This window comes from Mycolicibacterium boenickei (assembly GCF_010731295.1).
Taxonomy (GTDB): Bacteria; Actinomycetota; Actinomycetes; order Mycobacteriales; family Mycobacteriaceae; genus Mycobacterium; species Mycobacterium boenickei.
The window spans coordinates 3,695,673-3,716,553 of record NZ_AP022579.1 but is presented as its reverse complement, the minus strand read 5'-3'; the positions used below and the strand labels follow the sequence as shown (position 1 = coordinate 3,716,553).

19 protein-coding genes and 1 tRNA gene are annotated in these 20,881 nt (G+C 65.5%); 12 read left to right on the top strand and 8 right to left on the bottom strand.

The genetic code is table 11. The annotated features are described in order from the left end of the window. Positions 1-58 precede the first annotated feature (58 nt). Together fmdA and G6N57_RS17585 are read right to left on the bottom strand one after the other, a co-directional pair. Entirely contained in the window at positions 59-1,315 is a 1,257-nt protein-coding gene (gene fmdA / locus G6N57_RS17590) for a formamidase (protein ID WP_097926340.1), read from the bottom strand. Positions 1,316-1,325: 10 nt separating this feature from the next. Then, on the bottom strand, positions 1,326-1,550 hold the full coding sequence (locus tag G6N57_RS17585) for an FmdB family zinc ribbon protein (RefSeq protein ID WP_163646642.1): 225 nt from the start codon (positions 1,548-1,550) through the stop codon (positions 1,326-1,328). Between the two features lie 298 nt (positions 1,551-1,848). Here G6N57_RS17585 and G6N57_RS17580 point away from each other — a divergent pair, with 298 nt between their 5' ends. From G6N57_RS17580 to G6N57_RS17570, 3 genes are all read left to right on the top strand, one after another. Then, the gene (locus G6N57_RS17580) at positions 1,849-3,783 is read left to right on the top strand and encodes an ABC transporter ATP-binding protein/permease (protein WP_077741253.1); all 1,935 of its coding nucleotides are present in this window, start codon (positions 1,849-1,851) and stop codon (positions 3,781-3,783) included. A gap of 144 nt (positions 3,784-3,927) precedes the next feature. Then, a complete protein-coding gene (locus tag G6N57_RS17575; protein ID WP_077741254.1) occupies positions 3,928-6,780 on the top strand; it encodes an MMPL/RND family transporter in 2,853 nt (950 codons plus the stop codon). 123 nt (positions 6,781-6,903) lie between these two features. Next, positions 6,904-7,839: a type IV toxin-antitoxin system AbiEi family antitoxin domain-containing protein gene (locus G6N57_RS17570; protein ID WP_077742024.1), complete on the top strand. Its 936-nt coding sequence runs from the start codon at positions 6,904-6,906 to the stop codon at positions 7,837-7,839. 69 nt (positions 7,840-7,908) lie between these two features. Here G6N57_RS17570 and G6N57_RS17565 read toward each other — a convergent pair whose 3' ends face one another. After that, complete coding sequence (locus G6N57_RS17565; RefSeq protein WP_077741255.1) at positions 7,909-8,469, bottom strand: TetR/AcrR family transcriptional regulator; 561 nt, start codon at positions 8,467-8,469, stop codon at positions 7,909-7,911. Positions 8,470-8,548: 79 nt separating this feature from the next. Between G6N57_RS17565 and G6N57_RS17560 the strand changes: the two genes are divergently transcribed. Further along, positions 8,549-9,724: an FAD-dependent monooxygenase gene (locus G6N57_RS17560; protein ID WP_077741256.1), complete on the top strand. Its 1,176-nt coding sequence runs from the start codon at positions 8,549-8,551 to the stop codon at positions 9,722-9,724. A 137-nt stretch (positions 9,725-9,861) separates the two neighbouring features. After that, positions 9,862-10,545, top strand: coding sequence for a hypothetical protein (locus tag G6N57_RS17555; RefSeq protein WP_077741257.1), 684 nt, complete (start codon positions 9,862-9,864; stop codon positions 10,543-10,545). Positions 10,546-10,763: 218 nt separating this feature from the next. Here G6N57_RS17555 and G6N57_RS17550 read toward each other — a convergent pair whose 3' ends face one another. Then, positions 10,764-11,108 carry a hypothetical protein gene (locus tag G6N57_RS17550; protein ID WP_077741258.1) on the bottom strand — a complete coding sequence of 115 codons (345 nt, stop codon included), beginning with the start codon at positions 11,106-11,108 and terminating at the stop codon, positions 10,764-10,766. A gap of 343 nt (positions 11,109-11,451) precedes the next feature. On the opposite strand from G6N57_RS17550, the gene G6N57_RS17545 reads away from it, so the two are divergent. The 3 genes from G6N57_RS17545 (at position 11,452) to G6N57_RS31705 (ending at position 14,884) form a co-directional block, all read left to right on the top strand. Continuing rightward, positions 11,452-11,925 (top strand): hypothetical protein, encoded by a 474-nt coding sequence (locus G6N57_RS17545; protein WP_077741259.1) that lies wholly within the window; start codon positions 11,452-11,454, stop codon positions 11,923-11,925. 174 nt (positions 11,926-12,099) lie between these two features. Continuing rightward, complete coding sequence (gene ponA2, locus G6N57_RS17540) at positions 12,100-14,559, top strand: transglycosylase/D,D-transpeptidase PonA2 (protein WP_077741260.1); 2,460 nt, start codon at positions 12,100-12,102, stop codon at positions 14,557-14,559. Between the two features lie 169 nt (positions 14,560-14,728). Then, entirely contained in the window at positions 14,729-14,884 is a 156-nt protein-coding gene (locus G6N57_RS31705) for a hypothetical protein (RefSeq protein ID WP_097926046.1), read from the top strand. 120 nt (positions 14,885-15,004) lie between these two features. Here G6N57_RS31705 and G6N57_RS17535 read toward each other — a convergent pair whose 3' ends face one another. Together G6N57_RS17535 and G6N57_RS17530 are read right to left on the bottom strand one after the other, a co-directional pair. Beyond that, the gene (locus G6N57_RS17535; protein WP_077741261.1) at positions 15,005-16,285 is read right to left on the bottom strand and encodes an acyl-CoA dehydrogenase family protein; all 1,281 of its coding nucleotides are present in this window, start codon (positions 16,283-16,285) and stop codon (positions 15,005-15,007) included. 68 nt (positions 16,286-16,353) lie between these two features. Next, positions 16,354-16,872 carry a sensor domain-containing protein gene (locus G6N57_RS17530; RefSeq protein WP_407665988.1) on the bottom strand — a complete coding sequence of 173 codons (519 nt, stop codon included), beginning with the start codon at positions 16,870-16,872 and terminating at the stop codon, positions 16,354-16,356. Between G6N57_RS17530 and G6N57_RS32070 the strand changes: the two genes are divergently transcribed. Continuing rightward, positions 16,847-17,095, top strand: a complete 249-nt coding sequence (locus G6N57_RS32070; protein WP_163646546.1) for a hypothetical protein — start codon at positions 16,847-16,849, stop codon at positions 17,093-17,095. The two genes, G6N57_RS17530 and G6N57_RS32070, sit on opposite strands and share 26 nt — an antisense overlap. A 141-nt stretch (positions 17,096-17,236) precedes the next feature. Here the strand turns inward: G6N57_RS32070 and G6N57_RS17520 are convergent. Further along, positions 17,237-17,310, bottom strand: a tRNA-Ile gene (locus G6N57_RS17520). 94 nt (positions 17,311-17,404) lie between these two features. On the opposite strand from G6N57_RS17520, the gene G6N57_RS17515 reads away from it, so the two are divergent. The 3 genes from G6N57_RS17515 to G6N57_RS17505 are packed head-to-tail and all read left to right on the top strand — an operon-like array spanning position 17,405 to position 20,051. Then, positions 17,405-17,785: a phage holin family protein gene (locus G6N57_RS17515; protein ID WP_077741263.1), complete on the top strand. Its 381-nt coding sequence runs from the start codon at positions 17,405-17,407 to the stop codon at positions 17,783-17,785. A 17-nt stretch (positions 17,786-17,802) separates the two neighbouring features. Beyond that, positions 17,803-18,822 (top strand): threonine aldolase family protein, encoded by a 1,020-nt coding sequence (locus G6N57_RS17510; RefSeq protein ID WP_097926047.1) that lies wholly within the window; start codon positions 17,803-17,805, stop codon positions 18,820-18,822. Between the two features lie 29 nt (positions 18,823-18,851). Further along, positions 18,852-20,051, top strand: a complete 1,200-nt coding sequence (locus G6N57_RS17505; RefSeq protein ID WP_077741264.1) for a serine hydrolase domain-containing protein — start codon at positions 18,852-18,854, stop codon at positions 20,049-20,051. Here G6N57_RS17505 and G6N57_RS17500 read toward each other — a convergent pair. After that, a complete protein-coding gene (locus G6N57_RS17500) occupies positions 20,048-20,875 on the bottom strand; it encodes a carboxymuconolactone decarboxylase family protein (RefSeq protein ID WP_077741265.1) in 828 nt (275 codons plus the stop codon). The two genes, G6N57_RS17505 and G6N57_RS17500, sit on opposite strands and share 4 nt — an antisense overlap. Positions 20,876-20,881: the final 6 nt, after the last annotated feature.

Below are 20,881 nucleotides of genomic sequence, written 5' to 3'. Positions count from 1 at the left end.
TCGGTGACGAGGATAGTTCGACCGCGGCCCGGCCCGCCTCCAGCGGTGCCCGGACGCGTCAGTTGAACGACGAGTGCGGGGCCCCCATACCGGGGTCGATTTTCACCGGGCCGGTGGCCGACGGCGAGACCGGGAAATCGAAGATCGCCGTCGGAATGTACACCGTCGCACAGGCATTCGGGATGTCGACGACGCCGGACAGCCGGCCCTCGATCGGTGCGGCACCCAACAACAGGTACGCCTGTTCGGGGCTGTAGCCGAACTTGGTGAGGTAGTCGATCGCGTGCAGGCAAGCCCGCTGGTAGGACAGGTGCGAGTCCAGGTAGCGCTGCTCACCGTCGAGGGTGACCGAGGTGCCGGAGAAGGCCAGCCATTCGGAGTACTGCGGATCGGTGTTGCCGGGCATGAATATGGCGTTCTCGCTCACCCCGTAGGTCTCCATGCCGCCGGGGATGACGTCGACGCGCAGGTCGATGAATCCGCCCATCTCGATGGCACCGCAGAAGGTGATCTCGCCGTCGCCCTGTGAGAAGTGCAGGTCGCCCACCGAGAGGTTGGCACCGTCGACGTACACCGGGTAGAACACCCGGCTGCCCTTGGTGAGGTTCTTGATGTCCTGGTTGCCACCGTTCTCGCGCGGCGGCGCGGTGCGAGCGGCCTCGGCTGCGGCCTTGGTGAAAGCGTCCCCGGTCAGCCCGCCGAGGATCGCGTCGCGCGGCTCGGGCGGCAGCGCCAGCGGCGGCACCCGGTCGGGGTCGGTGGCGATCAGCGCGGCCTCGCGGGTGTTCCACTTGGCCAGCAGCCCGGTCGAGGGCGCGGTGCCCATCAACCCTGGGTGCACGATGCCGGTGAACTCCACGTGCGGCACGTGGCGCGACGTGGCCTTCTGCCCGGAGAAGTCCCAGATCGCCTTGTAGGCGTCGGGGAACTGATCGGTGAGGAAGCCACCGCCGTTGAGCTTGGGGAAAATGCCCGTGTACCCCCAGCCCTGGCCTGCCAGCGGCCCGGAGTCCTCCTGCGGGATGGGGCCGACGTCGAGGATGTCGACGATGAGCAGATCGCCCGGCTTGGCGCCCTCGACGGCGATCGGGCCCGAGAGCACGTGCACCGTCGTCAACGGCGCGTTGAGGATGTCGTCGGCGGAATCGTCGTTGACGATCGCGCCGTCGAACCACTCGCGACAGTGCACCCGGAATGAGTCACCCTGCTTGACCGTCACCGCGGCCGGGATGTCGGGGTGCCACCGGTTGTGGCCGAGCTTCTCCTGATCGGTGAACTTCTTTGTCGAGTCGAGCGGGAAGACAACCTCGGGCATTGATCCTCCTTCAGGGACGGGGCAACTTCTGGTGAAGCGGGTTGGTGGTGACTTTCTGCCGCCGGCCGCCGGATGGCGGGCCGGGGACGACTGCAGGACGGTCGGACGACGCGCGCGTCGCGTCCTGCAACGCCATGGCGGTAGAGCTGCCGCGACCCAGGTTCGGCGCCGCGATGGTCCTGCGTGCCGGTCCTTGGCAGTCCGGGCAGTCGATCACGTCGGGACGCGCGCTCATCGAGTACATCTCTTTCGTGACGCCGCAACCGGACGCACACCGAAATTCGTAGAGAACCAACAGGTTTCCTTGCCGTTCGGACGATCGTGAGGACGTGCACTGTCGACGAACGCCACCCTACCGACGAACACCGGGATTGGCGCGCCACTTCGGCAATAGAGCTCCAAAGTTTGGACCTTTTACCCAGCCCGGTGAACTTGCCGGAATCCCGGTGTTGCGGTGAGCCCCGGCGGATCGGCTGCGGTAGCTTCACGCAGACACGTCTGGCAATCCAGTCGGCAGATCCTGAGGATGACTCGTGAATGACCTCAAACCGTTCTCGCCCTCGATCGATTGGAGCTCCGAGCTACTGCACTCCCTGTGGTGGCTGGCCCAGGCCTGGACCATCACCGCGGTGTGCACCCTGGCGGTGCTGACCCTGCTCGCCCGCTTCACCACGTGGGGCCGGCAGTTCTGGACCGTCACCGGCGCCTACTTCAGCGGACGGCACAGCCTCAAGCCGTGGCTGACACTGGCCGCGATGTTGCTGTCGGTGATCATCGGCGTGCGGCTGGCGGTGTTGTTCAGCTACCAGAGCAACGACCTGTACTCCGCCGCGCAGGTGGCGGTGCAGGGCTGGGCCACCGGCAACGAAGAGGTGAGAACCTCTGGTATCAGGGGCTTCTGGATCGCACTGCTCATCTTCTCGGTGCTGGCCGCGATCCTGGTCACCCGGGTCTTGATCGACCTGTTCATGACGCAGCGGTTCATGCTGGCCTGGCGCACGTGGCTGACCGACCGGCTCACCGGCGACTGGCTGGACGGCCGTGCCTATTACCGGTCCCGGTTCATCGACCAGACCATCGACAACCCGGATCAGCGCATCCAGTCCGACATCGACGTGTTCACCGCCCTGTCCGGGCCACAGCCCAACACCCCGCACCAGACCAGCAACGGCACACTGCCGTTCGGGGCGATCTCGTCGATCGTGTCCGTCGTCTCGTTCACCTCGATCCTGTGGAACCTCTCGGGTGACCTCAGCGTCTTCGGCATCGACATACCGCGCGCGATGTTCTGGTCGGTGTTCGTCTACGTCGCCTTCGCCACCGTGATCGCGTTCGCGCTCGGCCGTCCGCTGATCCGGCTGTCGTTCAACAACGAAAAGTTCAACGCCGCATTCCGTTACGCGCTGGTGCGCCTGCGCGACGCCGCCGAGTCGGTCGCCCTGTACCGCGGAGAGAAGGTCGAGCGGTCACAGCTGCGGGAACGCTTCGGCGCCGTCGTCACCAACTACAAGCACTTCATCAACAGGACCATGGTGTTCACCGGGTGGAACCTGTCGATGAACCACATCATCATCCCGCTGCCATGGGCCCTGCAGGCGCCGCGGTTGTTCAGCGGCCAGATCCAGCTGGGGACGGTCAATCAGTCGGTGGCCGCCTTCGGCGCCATCCAGGATGCGTTGTCGTTCTTCCGCAATTCCTATGACACGTTCGCCGGCTACCGGGCCTCGATCATCCGTCTGCACGGACTGGTCACCGCCGACGAGCAGAGCCGCGCACTGCCCAAGCTGGAGGTCGCCGAACTCGCCACGGACACCGACAGCCTGGTCGAGCTCGGCGATGTCGAGGTGCGCAATCCGGCCGGCGAGCAGTTGATCGACGATCTGAGCCTGTCCCTGGCCACCGGCGAGGCGATGATCATCACCGGCAAGTCGGGCACCGGCAAGACCACGCTGTTGCGCAGCATCGCCCAGCTGTGGCCGTACGCCTCCGGCACGGTGCGGTGCCCGCAGGGCGTCAACGAGACGCTGTATCTGTCGCAGGTGCCCTACGTTCCGCTGGGCGACCTGAGGACCGTGGTGTCCTATCCGCACCAACCCGGCGACCTGCCTGACGAGGCGCTCCGGGACGCCCTGCTCACGGTCGCCCTGCCGCGCTACGTCGACCGGCTCGACGAGGAGGGCGACTGGGCCAAGGTGCTCTCCCCCGGCGAGCAGCAGCGCGTGGCTTTCGCCCGGGTGCTGTTGACCAGACCCAAGGTGGTGTTCCTCGACGAGGCGACCTCCGCACTCGACGAGCCGCTGGAATTCATGATCTACAGCCTGATCCGTCGCGAGTTGCCCGACACGGTGCTGGTCAGCGTCACCCACCGCACCACGGTGCATCGCCACCACAACACGCATCTGGAACTGCTCGGCGAAGGTCGGTGGCGGCTGGGCCGCGTCGACGATGTCGAGCCGGCCGGCGTGTAGTGCCTGCTTGAGATGGCTGGCGGCCCGTCGCGGTGCCCGGTCTGGTAAGACGGGGGGAACGACACCACGTAGTAAGGTAAGCCTTCACACAGCGCCCCTGCCGCTGCATCGTGCTCACCCCACACCGACCACCAAGGGTTCCTGATGGCCGATTCCAGAGCTCCCCACACGGGGATTGCTCGATGGATCCGTCGATTCGCCATTCCGGTGATTGTCGGCTGGATCGCTCTCCTGGCGTACCTGAGCGCCACCGTCCCACCGCTCGAGGTGGTCGGCCAGATGCGTTCGGTGTCGATGAGTCCCAGCGACGCGCCGTCGGTGATCGCGATGAAGCGCGTCGGCACGGTGTTCGACGAGTTCCACTCCGACAGCTCCGCGATGATCGTGCTGGAGGCCCAGGGGGACGGCAAGCTCGACGACGCCGCCCATCGGTTCTACAACGACATGGTCGACAAGCTGGAAGCCGACAAGAAGCATGTCGAGCACGTCCAGGACTTCTGGGGCGACCCGCTCACCGAGGCCGGTGCCCAGAGCAACGACGGTAAAGCCACCTACGTCCAGGTCTACCTGGCCGGCAACATGGGTGAAGCACTGGCCAACGAATCGGTGGAGGCTGTTCAGAAACTGATCGCGGGGCTGTCGCCACCGCCCGGACTCAAGGTGTACGTCACCGGGCCCACCGCGCTGGCCGCCGATCAGCAGATCTCCGGTGACCGCAGCGTCAAGATCATCGAAGGCGTCACCTTCGCGGTGATCATCACGATGCTGCTGCTCGTGTACCGGTCGATCATCACGGTGATCCTGGTGCTGTTGATGGTGGTGATCGAGCTCTCCGCGGCCCGCGCCGTGGTGGCTTTCCTGGGCTATCACGAACTGATCGGCCTCTCGACCTTCGCGACGCAGCTTCTGGTCACCCTCGCGATCGCGGCATCCACCGACTACGCGATCTTCCTGATCGGCCGATATCAGGAAGCGCGAAGTGTTGGTGAAGACCGAGAACAGGCCTACTACACGATGTTCCACGGCACCGCGCATGTGGTGCTGGGCTCCGGTATGACGATCGCCGGCGCGACGTTGTGTCTGCATTTCACCCGGTTGCCGTATTTCCAGACGCTCGGCATTCCGATGGCTGTCGGTATGACGGTCACAGTGCTGGCGGCGCTCACGCTGGGGCCCGCGATCATCACGGTGGCCAGCCGGTTCGGCAAGGTGCTCGAGCCCAAACGCGCCATGCGAATCCGCTTCTGGCGGCGGCTGGGAGCCTTCGTGGTCCGCTGGCCGGGGCCGGTACTTCTGGCCACCATCTTGCTGTCCTTGGTCGGCCTGCTCACCCTGCCGGGCTATCGGACCAACTACAACGACCGCAACTACCTGCCCACCGATCTGCCGGCGCAGGAGGGATTCGCCGCCGCCGACCGGCACTTCTCGGCGGCGAAGATGAACCCCGAACTGCTGCTGATCGAGACCGACCACGACGTACGCAATTCGGCGGACTTCCTGGTGATCGACCGGATCGCCAAGCGGGTCTTCGAGGTGCCCGGGGTCGGCAGCGTGCAGGCCATCACCCGCCCGCAGGGTGAACCGCTGGAGTTCAGCACGATTCCGGCCCAGATGAGTATGGGCGGGGTCAGCCAGACGATGAACCGCAAGTATCTGATGGACCGTGCCGACGACATGCTGCTGCAGGCCGACGAGATGCAGAAGACCATCAACACGATGGATCGGATGATCGAGCTCATGGTCGAGATGAGCGGCATCACCCACAACATGGTGGGCAAGATGGACACGATGGTCGTCGACGTCAAGGAACTTCGGGACCACATCGCCGATTTCGACGATTTCCTGCGCCCACTGCGGAACTACCTCTACTGGGAGCCGCACTGCTACGACATTCCGGTCTGCCAGTCGATGCGTTCGGTGTTCGATGCTCTCGACGGGGTGGACTCCCTGACAGAGAGCATCGAGGAACTGATGCCCGACATGCATCGGCTCGACGAACTGATGCCTCAGATGGCGACGATGATGCAGCCGCAGATCGACACCATGCGGAACATGAAGACCATGATGCTGACCATGTATCAGACCCAGAAGGGTCTGCAGGATCAGATGGCGGCGATGTCGGAAAACCAGACCGCCATGGGTACGGCATTCAACGACGCCAAGAACGACGACACCTTCTATCTGCCGCCGGAGACCTTCAACAACGCCGACTTCAAGCGAGGCATGAAGAGCTTCATCTCGCCGGATGGAAAAGCGGTGCGTTTCATCATCTCTCACGACGGTGATCCGCTGACGCCGGAAGGCATCAAGATCATCGACGGGATCAAATTGGCCGCAAAGGAGGCCATGAAGAACACCCCGTGGGAGGGCTCGAAGATCTACATGGGCGGCACCGCCTCGGCCTTCAAGGACATGCAGGAGGGCAACAACTACGACCTCCTGATCGCCGGGATCTCGGCGATCTGCCTGATCTTCATCATCATGTTGATCATCACGCGCAGCCTGGTGGCGGCAGCGGTGATCGTGGGCACCGTTCTGATCTCGCTCGGGACATCGTTCGGCTTGTCAGTCCTGGTGTGGCAGCACCTGTTAGGGATCGAGCTGCACTTCATGGTGATGGCGATGGCGGTGATCGTGCTGCTGGCCGTCGGGGCGGACTACAACCTGCTGTTGGTGGCGCGGCTCAAAGAGGAGCTGCCGGCAGGTATCAACACCGGCATCATCCGGGCCATGGGCGGCAGCGGTTCGGTGGTGACGGCGGCCGGGCTGGTGTTCGCGTTCACCATGATGTCGATGGTGGTGAGCGAGATGATCGTGGTGGCCCAGGTGGGTTCGACGATCGGGTTGGGTCTGCTGTTCGACACCCTGGTGATCCGGTCGTTCATGACGCCGTCGATCGCGGCGCTGATGGGCCGCTGGTTCTGGTGGCCGCAGCTGGTTCGCCAGCGCCCGGCACGCGGCGTGGTGGCGCGGGCGATGGAACGCTCGAACGCCTAGGCGACCGCCGTCAATGCGGCGGATTGCAGTCAGTATCGAGCAGTGATCCGCCACCTAGATGGTTATCCACAGGTCACCGAATGGCTCTGGTGGGGCTGGCGCCGGTCGACGAGCATCGATTCCGTGGATGTCGGTGAGGCTCTTCGGCAGCAGGATGGGGTGATCTCGCGTCGGCAGGCGTTGGATGCGGGGCTGGCTGAGCATGAAATCCGACGATTGCTCAGACGCAATGAGTGGGCGCGGGTGCACAGCGGCGTTTATGTCGAACACACCGGCCCGCTGAGCTGGATGCAGCGGGCTTGGGCTGCAGTGCTTTACGCGGCACCGGCCGCTCTGTGCTTCGAATCGGCGTTGGGTGCGCAATCGTTGCCGATCCATGTCGCCGTCGATCGGCAACGGTCGACATTGGCTGAGCCGGTCGGCGTCCGCATTCACCGGGTCGCCCACCTTGACGGTCGCGTGCTGTGGAACGCCGGGCCGCCGCAGATGCGTTACGAGGAAGCCGCTCTCGACGTCGCCGGCCGTTCTGCGCGCGAACTCGATGCCATAGCCGTCCTGGCCAATGCCTGCCAATCTCGGCGCACCACTGCGCGGCGGCTGCTGAAAGCTCTCGATTCGCGGGGTCGGCTGAGGCGCCGTCGCTGGTTGCGGGCGGTGCTGATCGACATCGCCGACGGCACCTGCTCGGTGCTTGAGCACGGCTATCTTGTCCGCGTCGAGCGTCCCCACGGTCTGCCGCGAGCAGCTCGCCAGAAGCGGTCCGCCTCATCGCTCGGCGTCTGCTATCGCGACGCGGAGTACGGTGAACGGCTCGTCGTCGAGCTCGACGGCAGGGTGTTCCACGACTCGGCGACCAGCCGAGATGCGGATTTCGAACGGGACCTGGATGCCGCGGTCGGCGGTCGTTCGACCGTCAGGCTGTCCTATGGGCAGGTCTTCGACCGGCCGTGTCAGACCGCGGGCAAGATCGCTCGAATCCTGCACCGGCACGGGATCGCGGTGGCCGGCCGCCCATGCGGGCCTGGATGTGCGTTCACTCGACTCGACCGCGCCGCGTAGCCGTCAATGCGGCGGATTGCAGTCAGTATCGAGCAGTGATCCGCCGCATTGGATGTTCGCGGCCGACGCCTAGGCGACCGCCGCTGCGATCAACAGCTCGGCGGCGGCGTCGACCCGCTTCCGGTCCGCGGTGACCAGGCCGTCCTGACACAGGCCCCGCAGCCCCGACACCACCAATGTGGCACGCGCACAAGCATTGTCGTCGGGGTACCCGATCGCTGACAAGGCTTGCGCGATCGGCGCGATCATCACCTCGACCGCGTTTCGGGCCGCCTCGCCGTACGTCTGAGCGTCGGTGACCGCCAGACTGAGGACCTGCAGCAGCAAGCGTACGTTGCGACGTTCGCCGCCCCGGGTCAGTTCGCGCCACAGGGTCCGTGCCGCGTCGACGAATTCGTCTGCGGTGGTGACACGGGCGAACATCTCCCCCAGCTGCGGACGGCTCGCGTCCAGTGCCTGGGCCAGCAGTTCGGCCCGGTCGCCGAAGTAGTACAGCAGCATGCGCTTGCTCGTACCAAGGGCCTGGGCCATCGGCGCGAGCGACATCTCACCGATGCCGTGCTGTTCGAGATACCCCACCACACCGTTCAACAGCTCTTCGCGCTTGACGGGGTCCGCTGTCCTGGCCACCCCTTGACTGTACCGATCGGTACATTTATAGTCAATGTTGTATCGATCGGTACAAATATTGCGGACTGAGGAGGAACTCATGACCGGACTTCGAGTCGCCGTCGTGGGTGCCGGCATCGGCGGTTTGACAGCCGCGATTGCCTTACGTGCCAATGGAATCGACGCGACTGTGTACGAGCAGGCGCACGCGCTCAAAGCGCTCGGCGCGGGGGTCTCCATCGCGACGAACGGATCCCGCATCCTGAACACGCTGGGAGTGGGCGACGCGGTCGCGGCGATCGCCGGTCCGGTCACGCACTATCAATTCCGCACCTGGCAGTCCGACCCGATCGCCGGAGAACCGTCGACCCTGGGCTTCGGGGACCCGGCCCGCACCTGGTGCCTGCACCGCGGCGAATTCCAGAAAATACTGGCCGACGCACTGCCCGCCGATGCGCTGCGCCTCGGCCGCTCCTGCGTCGGGGCCACCGAGCACGGCGACGGGGTCCGCGTCGAATTCGCTGACGGCACAACCGTTGACGCGGATCTCCTGGTCGGCGCCGACGGTATTCACTCCCGCCTGCAAGGCATGGTGACACGTGCGGCCGAACCTGTGAGCGAGGGAATCATGGCCTATCGCGGGCTGATTCCCGCCGACCGGCTGCGCGGCGTCGTCGACATGAATGCCAGCTCGATGTGGCTGGGGCCCCGGCAGAGCTTCCTGGCCTACCCGGTCTCGGCCGGCAATCTCCTCAATATCGTGGCGTTCGTCCCCACCAATCTCACCGTCACCGAATCCTGGACCGCCCCTGGTGATGTCGCCGAGCTCGCCGCCGCGTACCGCGGGTGGGACCCCACCGTGCTGTCGATCATCGGCGCGATGGATTCCACGTTCCGATGGGGCATCTACGACCGCGAGCCGCTGGACCGGTGGTCGACCAACCGGATCACGTTGCTGGGCGACAGCGCCCACGCGGTCACGCCGCACCTCGGGCAGGGCGCCAATCAGGCCATCGAGGATGCGATGACGCTGGCGGTCGTCCTGCGTGGCGCCCGGACCGACGAACTCGGTGCCCGCCTGCGTCGCTACGAAGACCTGCGCATGGATCGCACCCGCCACGTGCGGCGGCAGGCGCGCGCCGCCGGGAGCATCTACCGCTCGACCGAACTCGCCCCGCACGCACAGGCAGAACAACTGCACGCGATCCTCGACAGCGTCGCCATCAACACCTACGACGCCGAGCGGGTGGCCCTGGACGCACTGCCCGCCGCCTGACTACCTGCTTTTTGCGGATCCCGTCGTGAAGTGACCAGCACGTGTGGTGCAATCAGCGCGGATTCACTGCCCCGCAACCCGCGGAGGTCACCGATATGACCACGCTGCCACGCCGCCGACGGTCAAGGACGGTTACGTTGACCGCGTGGGCCTTCACCACAGTCGCCGTGGCCGCGTGTACCGCCGGCGTCACCGGGACGGGCCCCACGACACCCACTCTCGGCACCGCTGTGGTCACGGCACCGGCGACGCCCGCCCCGGCCGGCAGGTGCGAGGTCAACCCCGAATCCGCCCCGATCCCCAGCGCCGAGACCCTGGAACCGGTTCCGCCGATCGGCCGGATCACGGTGGCGCTGACGGGCTTGCCCACCGCGACGATCATTCCGGGCGCGGCACCGGCCGAGGTAGAGGTCGAGCTGTGCAACAACTCCGCCGTCGACTACCCCCGGGTGGGCGTGGTGGTGGTCCTCGCCCGGTGCAGTTGCGCCACCTCCCCCAACGGGGTACCCGCAGGAACCATCGAACGCTTCGACCCGGCCACCGACACGTGGATCGCGCTGGAGCATCCGGGAATCACCACGGGCATGGACTATCTCGCGCTGTTCACCAACGTCCAGGCACTGCCCAAGGGCGCGAACCGGAGCCTGAAATACCGGGTCGCCCTGGACAAGTCGATGACCGCGGGCAAGGGCAGCGTGCAGGCGGTAGCGGTGACCCCCGAGCCGCTCGTCCAGCTCGGCCGGACCGAGCTGCCGTTCACGGTCGTCACGGGCTCGCCTTCCGCGGCGCCCGCGCCGACGCCGCCAACAAGCGGATCGTGAACTGACTACCGTGCAAGCAGCTCGGCTTCCTGCGGCGTGACCAGCCGCTCCTGGCTGGCGGGATAACGCCGGCTCTTGATGGGGCACCGGATCAGCGAGAGGGCGATCCGCGCGGTTCGCATGTCAACTGTTCGACTGATGTACACGGCGATTCGCTCCGTTCCGCTGATCGATTGTTCTCTGCTGTGTGGGATACACGGGTTTCGGGGACATGGGGTTCACGGTTCGCCGGGGAGCATGGGCACCCCGGGGATCATCGGGTAGGCGCCGGTCGGTTGTTGAACGATGGCGGGTGGTTGTTGCACCGTGCCGACCGGCCCGCCGAGAACCGGCTGTGCGCGCTGACCTCCGGTCAGAATCGACAGCAGCGATGCGTAGTTGTCGATGGCGCTGACCAACGCGCCTGGATCGAACGGCACCGCGGGCGCCTGGTCGTCGGTGGGCAGCGGCGTCCGCGGCGCAGCTCCCGCCAACCCGTTGCTCGCGGTCAGGACCGCCAGCGCGCCGGCGGCACTCAGCGCCGCGTACCCAAGTAGCCGGCCCAGTGTGGTGGTCGCAGACATGGTGGCCTCCCCGCTCTGACGTGAGTGCATTTGTTGCACTTGAGTCACTTTGGACACACTGGTCTGCAGCGGTCACATTTGGGACACGACACAGTCACAAATCGCACGCTATGGCGTGGCTTGGTCTTTGCCAGGCGGCAGCTGTGAGAATGTGCCGCGCTCGCCTGCGGGGCACACCAATGTAACGGCAATCAAACAGATAGCCGGGCTAGCAGAGCCCGCGGTTGCGGCAAACGGCACGATGTGTGTTTGCGATAGGAACCACCTGGTATTTGTCGCGTCAATATCGTGCAACCGCATTTGCTCACATTGGTACCGTGCGGCAAGACGAACGGGGAGGCCGATGACGAAGAACACTGCAACCTGCCTTATCGGCGCTCTGGCGATCGGCCTGGCCGCCACGGCGTGCGGCCCGGTGACCGAGAAGGCCGACGCCACCACGACGACCACCACCGCCACGACCGCGGCGGGCGGCGGTGAGGCGTTGGCGTCGCTCTTGCCGACGCCGGCAGACGTGCAGCAGACCAAGGGCCCCGATGACATCGCCGACGGCGGTATCCACCTGCACTACCAGGTGAACGGGTCACCGGGTGACGTGATGACCGCGTACAAGAACGCGCTGCAGGGCAAGGGATGGGCCCTCACCACGATCATCAGCTCGAGCGGTGGCGGAGGTGGCGGAGCCACGTACACCGGAACCCACGGCGACGCGTACGGGGTGTTCGACGGTGGTGGGTACGCCGACACCACCTACATCGACGTCTGCACCTGGGCGGCCAAGCCGGCGAATCCCAATTGCAGTCGCGGGGATCGTTAGCGACGCCCTTTCGCGCAGGTTGCGCACCGGAGCGTCGCAGCGCCGGCCACGGCCGACAGCGTCCGCCAACAGCCCAACAGGACGGATGTTGAAGCGTTCTGAAATCACAACGTAGCCAACGTGTTGCGTGTGATCTACCCATGGACCACTGTTGTCCCCCTTACGCTAGAGAGCATGTCCGGCCCGCCAGAGGGTTCGCGGTCTACAGTTGCCAAGCTGGCCATGCACTGTGTGCTGGCCGGATTGCTGGCGGCAGTGTTGATGTTCCCTGTGGTCGGCGGTGTGGGAATCATGACCGCACGGCTGTCCGACACGGTGGCACAGGATTCGGCGCAAGTGCTCGAAGGCGACGCGCCGGTCGTGACCACCATGGTGGATTCCTCCGGCCAACCGATCGCGTGGCTGTACGAGCAGCGCCGGTGGGTGGTGCCCAGCGACCGGATCGCCGACACCATGAAGCTGGCGATCGTGTCGGTGGAGGACAAGCGTTTCGTCGAGCACAACGGGGTGGACGTCCAGGGAACGCTCAACGGACTGCTCGGCTACATGCGTGGCATCGAAGACGTCCGCGGCGGGTCGACCCTCGAGCAGCAGTACGTCAAGAACTACAACCTGCTGGTCAAGGCGAAGACCGACGCCGAGCGCCGGGCCGCCGTCGAGGTCAGCCCCGCCCGCAAACTGCGCGAGATCCGCATCGCGCTGGCGATGGACAAGACGCTGCCCAAAGGCGAGATCTTGGCCCGGTACCTCAATCTCGTGTCGTTCGGCAACGGCGCCTTCGGAGTTCAGGACGCGGCGCGCACCTACTTCGGCGTCGACGCCGCGGACCTCACCTGGCCGCAGGCCGCCCTGCTGGCCGGCGTGGTCCGATCCACCAGCGCGCTCGATCCCTACACAAACCCGGACGGCGCCCTGGCACGACGCAACCTGGTGCTCGACACGTTGATCGACTATCTGCCGGACCGGGCCGAGGAACTACGCGCCGCCAAAGCGGCACCGCTGGGCGTACTCCCCCACGCCGATCCGCTGCCGCAAGGCTGCATCGCCGCGGGCAACCGCGCCTTCTTCTGCGAGTACGTGCTGCAATACCTGGCGCGCGCCGGTCTGACCATGGAAGACGTCGCGCGCAACGGATACCTGATCCGCACCACACTGGACCCCAAGGTTCAGGACAGCGTTACCGCGGCACTGCAAAAGTACGCCAACCCCAACGCGGCCGGAGTCGCGAGCGTGATGAACGTGATCACCCCGGGCAAGGACAACCATCGGGTGATCGCGATGGGCGACAGCCGCACCTATGGACTCGACCTGGATGCCCGACAAACCGTGCAGCCACAGCCGTTCTCGTTGGTGGGTGACGGCGCCGGGTCGATCTTCAAGATCTTCACCACCGCCGCCGCCCTGGACATGGGGATGGGTATCAATACCCGACTCGACGTCCCCGGAACATTCATGGGCAAGGGTCTGGGCAGCAGCGACACCCCAGGGTGCCCGAGGGAAACCTGGTGTGTGCGCAACGCAAGAGCGTTCTCCGGCTCGCTGCCTGTCACCGATGCGCTGGCCCAGTCGCCCAATACCGCGTTCGCCAAACTCATCTCACAGATCGGGGTGCCACGCGCGGTGGATATGGCAGTCCGGCTGGGGCTGCGGTCCTACGCCGAACCCGGCAGTGCCCGCGACTACAACCCTGACTCCAACGAAAGCATCGCCGACTACATCAAGCGGCAGAACATCGGATCCTTCACCCTCGGGCCGTTCGAGCTCAACGCACTCGAATTGGCCAACGTGGGGGCCACTCTGGCCTCGGGCGGCACCTGGTGCCCGCCGAACCCGATCGACAAGATCTTCGACCGGCACGGCCGTGAAGTGCGTGTGCAGACGGTTCCCTGCGACCAGGCGGTGCCGGAGGGCCTTGCCAACACTCTGGCCAACGCGCTGGGCAAGGACCATTCGAGCGGAACGGCCGCCGGCGCAGCGAGTTCGGTCGGCTGGAAGCTACCGATGTCCGGTAAGACCGGCACCACCGAGGCCCACCGGTCATCGGGTTTCCTCGGCTTCACCAACCAGTACGCGGCCGCCAACTACATCTTCGACGACTCCTCGTCACCGTCGGGGCTGTGCTCGTACCCGTTGCGCAAATGTGGCGACGGCACCCTGTTCGGCGGCACCGAGCCTGCGTTGACGTGGTACGCCGCAATGAGTCCCATCGCCGACTCCTTCGGCCCGGTGGCCCTGCCGCCCACCGACCCGCGCTACGTCGACGGCGGTCCCGGCGGCGAGGTGCCGAGCGTCAGCGGGATGAAGGTCGAGGAGGCACGTAAGCGCCTGCTGGACGCCGGCTTCCGAGTCGCCGACAAGACGGCACAGGTCAACAACAACGCCACCAAGGGATCGGTGGTCGGGACGACACCGAGCGGCAGGACCATTCCCGGCTCGATCGTCACGATCAACACCAGCTCCGGGTACGTGCCGCCACCGGTCTACATTCCACCGCCCGACCTGCCACCACCGCCCCCAACGCTGAACGAGCTCGGGCCGCCCCCACCGCCCAACGTCATCGAGATCCCCGGGCTGCCGCCGATCACGCTGCCGCCGCCCGCTCCGCCGCCACCCCCTCCGCCGCCGCCGGCGTGACGTGCAGGGCGCAAGATCGCGCGCCCCGAGCAACACTGTCCGCCGGTGCGGATCTGCCATCGTCGAGGATGCCAACTGCGCGGATGCATCCGCACGTTTGAATATCGACAGATGTGGCAATTACCTACTGCGACAGACCGCGAGGTTTCCTTCGTCGAACGGATTGACCATGATCGTGCTCGGCATCATCCTCTTGTTGATCGGCTATTTCGCCGGCGTATCGATCCTGTACACCATCGGTGGGATTCTGCTGGTGATCGGGGTCATCTTGTGGATTCTCGGAGCCGTTGGCCGTCCGGTCGGCGGACGAAAAGTCTGGTATTAGACCAGCTGGAAACCACCGGCCGTGATGGGCTTGCCGCCCATCACGGCCGGTGGTTTCTGAGCGTGCGCCGGAGCCGGACCGACCGCTTCGATGCCCTTGCGGCCATTCAGGTCTGACGCTTCAGCGGTGGCGTTCGAAATACTTCTGGTAGGCCTCGGCGGAAGCGGCCAGCTCGGGTCTGGCAGCCAGCACGGGCTTCATCTTCATACGGGCTTCTTCGCGCTTGTACGGGATGAACTCGGTCGGGAAATTCCCCTCGTGCGGCTGATAGTCCCGGAGCACCCGGCGCGCCACGGTGGCCTTGTGCACCTCGTCGACGCCGTCGGCGATGCCCATGGTCGGGGCACCGGCGTACATCGCCTGAATGGGCGTGAGATCGGTGGTGCCAAGCGAACCCAGAATGTGCAGGGCGTTGAACGACACCTCACGCAGCACCTTCGCCATGGTGAACTTGACGGCGGCGATCTCGGTGCGTGCTTCCTGGGTCGAGGTTTGGTCGATCTTCCACGCTGTCTCCAGGACGAACAGTCGCAGCATCTTGATCATCGCGTAGGACTCGGCGATCTTCTCCTGCACCATCTGATGTTCGGAGATGAGCTTGCCGTGGGACTGCCGGCTGAGTGCTCGCTCGCACATCATGTCGAACGCCAGGTTGCATTGGGCGATGGTGCGCATGGCGTGGTGGATCCGTCCGCCGCCAAGGCGCCTCTGCGCCAATACCTTTGCACCGTCCTCCGGACCGAGCAGGTGGTCGAGCGGCACCCGAACATCGCGGTAGACGATGTGGTTGTGGTTTCGCGGCTCGGGCATGATCTCCACACCCGGCGTCGTGCGCGGCACCACGAACATGCCGTTGGTACACATCACGAACAGAATGTCGGCGACCCTTCCCGCCGAGGTGAACCATTTCTCGCCGTTGATCACCCACTCACCGCCGTCCCGCACGGCGTGCGTCTTGAACAGGCTGGGGTCGCTACCGCCCTGCGGTTCCGTCATCGAGTACGCCGAGAACAGGTCTTGGTTGAGCAATGGAACCAGCCAGCGTTCTTTTTGCTCGTCGGTGCCATAGGCGGCGAGCATCTCCATGTTGCCGGTGTCGGGAGCCGACGCTCCGAACATGTGCGGCGCCCCGGCATATCGCCCGATGATCTCGTTCAGCAAGCCGAGCTTGAGCTGCCCGAAGCCCGGCCCGCCGAGGTCGGAGTCCAGGAAGATGGCCCACAGACCCTGATCCTTGACCTCCTGCTGCAATTCGCGGACATAGGACTTCACCACCGGATCGGGTGAGCGCACCGCATACGGGAAGACGTGGTCGAGCGGCTCGACCTTGTCCTCACAGAACTGCTTGACCCAATCGAGCTTCTTCTGGAACTCCGGTTCAGTGCTGAAATCCCATGCCATACAGGCCTGTCTAGCACCCGCCGCGCAGTCCGCGAGGGCAAAGACTCCGACAGCCCCGTGACGAGCGCCTAGGAAACGATGGGTGGTGCGTCGATCCGCGCCGAGATCTGCTTGACGATCTTGACAGCCGAATCGGCCGGGTTGGCACTGCACGTGTTGACGTCGACCACGATGTTGTTGTTGGCGGTCAACGCCCGACCGCAGGCCCACCCGCCCGCCTGAGCGTTGGTCTGGGTTGTCACCGTGCTCAGCACGCCGCCGTCGGTGGAGATGGGGCCCATTTCCCACATCGTGCCGGTCTGCGTGTGCGTGTAGGTCTTGCACGCGGGCCACTGCTGAACCGAGGCGTTGTAGAAGGCCTTGGCCTGGTCGGCGTCGGCGAATCGAACCACAGCCTGCTTGGCGTAGTGAGCGAGGACGTCCGGCTCCCCCAGCGTGATCTCTTGCTCGTCGGTGAATCCACTGTCGGCATACACGGGCGCCTGCACGGCACCGTCGACCGCGAGGCATTCACGAGGCGCCATCGTCCCGCTGTCATCAGACATTTGAGAGTCGGTACCCGTGACCGCCATTCCCCCCGCGGCCATGGCCGCGTTGATCTGCTCGGGCGAAAGCAACAAGCGGGGCAGCAGTTTCTGCCTCAGCGGCGTCGGGGGGAACGAGGTGATCATCGGTGTGGTCGCCGTTGTCTCGGCTGCCGGTTCCGACGAATCACCACATCCCGCGACAAGGACGCACGCAGCAGCGATGGTGATCACGGTGGCGGCTAAACGCATTCTCGTTCCCCCATTTCTGCCCCGGCAAATCTGACTACAGTGACGATGCCCCGTATTGGATACAACCAGGGAAACAGTGGGTGCGTACGCGGCGCGGAACATTTCTCGTAACGTTCTAAGACTTTCTGAAACCGTTACCGAAACACCATCAACCGACGTAATAGCGCTGGTGAAGTAGGGCGGGCGGGGCTCGAACCCGCGACCAATGGATTATGAGTCCACGGCTCTAACCAACTGAGCTACCGCCCCCAGACGCGTCTGCGCGGCAATATGGTCGCATACAGCGCGGGTCGGGACGTCAATCAGGGGCCACAGCCAGGCCCGACGCGGTTACTCTCACCGCATGATCCGCTTTCTGCTGCGCATAGCGATCTTTCTCGGTTCCTCGGCGCTCGGCTTGTTGGTCGCCGCATGGCTGATCCCGGGCGTCTCGGTGTCAGCGTGGGGCTTCATCACCGCGGTGGTGATCTTCTCCGTCGCACAGGCCATTCTGTCGCCGTTCTTCCTCAAGATGGCCAGCCGTTACGCGTCGGCCTTCCTGGGCGGAATCGGGCTGATCTCCACCTTGGTCGCACTGATCCTGGCCTCGGTGCTCACCCGTGGCCTCAGCATCAGCGGCATCGGTTCCTGGATCGCGGCCACCGTGGTGGTCTGGCTGGTCACGGCTGTGGCCACGGTGGTATTGCCTGCGCTGTTCCTCAAGAAGAAGGTCGCCTCGAAGTAGCGCTCGCCGGTGGGATCATGGCGGACGTGCCTTCTCACGCGTTCGCCTCCGACAATGCCGCGCCCGCCCACCCGAAGATGATCGACGCGATCGTCAAGGCCAACGCCGGCGCTGTCGCGTCGTACGGGAACGACGACGCCACGCGACGCGCGGCCGAGGCCGTCAAGGCCGCGTTCGACTCCCCCGACGCCGAGGTGCTGTTCGCGCTCACCGGCACGGCGGCCAACATCATCGCGCTGACCGCCGCGGTGCGGCCGTGGCAGGAGATCCTGTGCAGCGATATCGCGCACTCACTGATCGATGAGGCAGGCGGGCCGGTCCGGCTCTCCGGCGCCCCGGTGACACCGCTGCCCAGCGACAACGGCCTGATCGACCCGGCGCTGCTCGACACCGCGGTGGCCCGCCGCGGGCCGGTCCATCACTCACAGCCACGCATCGTGACCATCACCCAGTCCACTGAGAACGGCCGCGTGTGGACCCCACAAGCCATCAAGGACTTCGTCGACCACGCCCACGATCTCGATCTCCTCGTCCACGTCGACGGCTCCCGTGTCGCAAATGCGATTGCCGCACTGGACATCTCTGCTCGCGACGCCATCGCTGACGCGGACATCGTCACCGTCGGCGGCACCAAGAACGGCATGCTGATGGGCGACGCGATCCTGGTGCGCCGCCCCGAGTTGTTCGACGGAATTCACTTCGTGCAGAAGCAGATCGGCCAGCTCGCCAGCAAGCAGCGGTTCGTCGCCGCCCAGTTCGAGGCGATCCTGCGTGACGGGCTGTGGCTGCAGACGGCCGCCCACGCCAACCGGATGGCCACCCGGCTCAGCGCGGGTTTGCAGGCACTCGGCCTGACACTGGCCGCGCCTACAGAGGCCAACGAGATCTTCGTCGACCTCACACCGGCTGCCTACACCGCGATCTCGACCGAATACTCCGTGCACCGCCCCGATCCGCTGCTGCCCACCGTGCGGTTCGTCTGCTCGTGGGCAACGACCGAGGCCGAAGTCGACGGTGTTCTGGAATTGCTCGCCTAAACCGGCGCGCGGCGCGGCACGATGAAGCCATGAAGGCGTCGCGCCTCGTCGTCGCATCGGCACTGGCCATCGTGGCCTGTTCGGCGCCGGCACCGCCTGCCCTCAAAACCATCGACGCCGCGCACTTTCAAACGATCGTGCAGAACGCGGCCGCCGCACTGCGGGTGCCGGGAGCGCTGGTGAAACTGCAGACCCCGCAGGGGACTTTCACTGCCGAAGTCGGGACCACCGAACTGGGGACGACGACACCTCCGCGACCCGACACCCACTTCCGGATCGCCTCCAACACCAAGACCATGACGGCCGCGCTGATCCTGCTGCTGGCCCAGGACGGCAAGCTCACGTTGGACAATCCGATTGCGGAGTACGTGCTCGACGTGCCCAACGGCAACACCATCACCCTGGCCGATCTGTTGACGATGCGCAGCGGGCTGTACTGCTACACATTCGATCCCGCACTCGCGGCCCAGCTCGACGCAGAACCGGCCAAGGCCTGGTCTCCGGCCCAGGTGCTGGCCATCGCGTTCGCCCATCCACCGAATGCGCCACCCGGCACCGCCTATGAGTACTGCAACACCAACTATGCGCTGCTGGGCCTGACCGCGGAGAAGGCCGGCGCCAGCCCGCTGGCCGAACAGTTCGACCGCCGCTTGTTCGGTCCGCTCGGCATGCATGACACCACGTTGCCCGCGGCCGGCGACACGTCGATGCCGGATCCCTACGCACACGGATACATGTACGGAAAGACGTTGTACGCGTTGGTCGATGAGCCCTACCCGGCCGATCTGGTGGCCGCGGCACAAGCCGGCACGCTGCAACCGATCGAATACACCCGGCAGAACCCGTCCTACGCCGCAGCGGCCGGTGGGGTCATTTCCACCGCTGACGACCTGGCGATCTGGATCCGGGCGCTGGTCACCGGCAGCGTGTTCGACGACCAGTTCGCCCAACGCTGGCGCGAAAGCCTGCGCCCCGAGGACCCGAACCATCCCGACGGCAAGCAGTACGGGTACGGCATCAGCTATCAGCGGTTCGGCCCACACGCGGCGATGTACTACCACGGCGGTGAGATGCCTGGGTTCAACTCGTTCATCGGGTTCGACCCGGACAACGCTGTGACGCTGGTGATCTGGACCAACCTGACCCTGTCCCCGGAAGGCAGGACCACGGCCAACGCCCTGCTGCCCACGGTGCTCGACCAGATCTACACCGGTTTGAACCTGGGCTAGCGGTAGATCGGCTGGCCGTCGGCGCCCAGCCGGTACTCCTCGGTGCCCTCGTCGACGCGCGCGGCATCGGCTCCCAGCGCGACAGCGACCTTGTTGCACGCATTGCGCATCACGTCGAGGGTCAACTCGACCGCCTCTTCCTGCGAAAAGTGTTGACGCAGTTCGTCGCCGGACACCTGAGCCGGAGTCCAGATCAGCGTGTCGACGTAGCGCAATGCGGCCTTGTGCCGGTCGGACAGGTCGGAGTTCTCGAAATCGTCGATCGCGTCGTAGTCGGACTCACGGGCACCGGCCTCCAGCGCCGCGGACTCCCGCAGCGACTTGCACAGCCGGCAATTGTGCTGGCGGGCCCCGCGCAACCGCACGACCTCGGAAGTCACCGGATCCAATGCGCGCATCCGACCGACAGCCGGCACGAAGGTGTCCAGCACGTAGTCCGCCGGGTTGGTGTCGTGGTCCCAGTCGACGGGACCCGCGGGCCATTCCACGCCAAGGGCGGCGAGCCCGGCCCTCATCCGCGGCACGAAGTCGGCGACGTAGATCATGGTCGTCACGGTGAATACGTCGGCCCCGAGCAGATCGGCGAAGGCGGCCCGCTGAGCGTTGTTGATGCCGGTGACGTCGATGCTGAACTGCTCGGCGAACTCGGTCACCATCGGGTCGACACAACCGCCACGAGTCTCCGCAGGCAGGGGCGACAACCCCAGCGTCGACGCACACACCTCACGCACGTCGGCGTTGATATCGGCCAACTTGGGTGGCGATAGCGCGACCAGATGCGTCAACTCGCTGAGCAGATCGGCAGACACACCGGCAGTATCCATCAACCC

Coding starts and splice junctions, on each gene's coding strand:
- G6N57_RS17505 (WP_077741264.1), top strand. CDS start 18,852: ATGAAGGCGTCGCGCCTCGTCGTCGCATCGGCACTGGCCATCGTGGCC.
- G6N57_RS17500 (WP_077741265.1), bottom strand. CDS start 20,875: ATGGATACTGCCGGTGTGTCTGCCGATCTGCTCAGCGAGTTGACGCAT.
- ponA2 (WP_077741260.1), top strand. CDS start 12,100: ATGTCCGGCCCGCCAGAGGGTTCGCGGTCTACAGTTGCCAAGCTGGCC.
- G6N57_RS17535 (WP_077741261.1), bottom strand. CDS start 16,285: ATGGCATGGGATTTCAGCACTGAACCGGAGTTCCAGAAGAAGCTCGAT.
- G6N57_RS17515 (WP_077741263.1), top strand. CDS start 17,405: ATGATCCGCTTTCTGCTGCGCATAGCGATCTTTCTCGGTTCCTCGGCG.
- G6N57_RS17585 (WP_163646642.1), bottom strand. CDS start 1,550: ATGAGCGCGCGTCCCGACGTGATCGACTGCCCGGACTGCCAAGGACCG.
- fmdA (WP_097926340.1), bottom strand. CDS start 1,315: ATGCCCGAGGTTGTCTTCCCGCTCGACTCGACAAAGAAGTTCACCGAT.
- G6N57_RS17550 (WP_077741258.1), bottom strand. CDS start 11,108: ATGTCTGCGACCACCACACTGGGCCGGCTACTTGGGTACGCGGCGCTG.
- G6N57_RS17560 (WP_077741256.1), top strand. CDS start 8,549: ATGACCGGACTTCGAGTCGCCGTCGTGGGTGCCGGCATCGGCGGTTTG.
- G6N57_RS17530 (WP_407665988.1), bottom strand. CDS start 16,872: ATGGCCGCGGGGGGAATGGCGGTCACGGGTACCGACTCTCAAATGTCT.
- G6N57_RS17545 (WP_077741259.1), top strand. CDS start 11,452: ATGACGAAGAACACTGCAACCTGCCTTATCGGCGCTCTGGCGATCGGC.
- G6N57_RS17575 (WP_077741254.1), top strand. CDS start 3,928: ATGGCCGATTCCAGAGCTCCCCACACGGGGATTGCTCGATGGATCCGT.
- G6N57_RS17510 (WP_097926047.1), top strand. CDS start 17,803: ATGGCGGACGTGCCTTCTCACGCGTTCGCCTCCGACAATGCCGCGCCC.
- G6N57_RS31705 (WP_097926046.1), top strand. CDS start 14,729: ATGATCGTGCTCGGCATCATCCTCTTGTTGATCGGCTATTTCGCCGGC.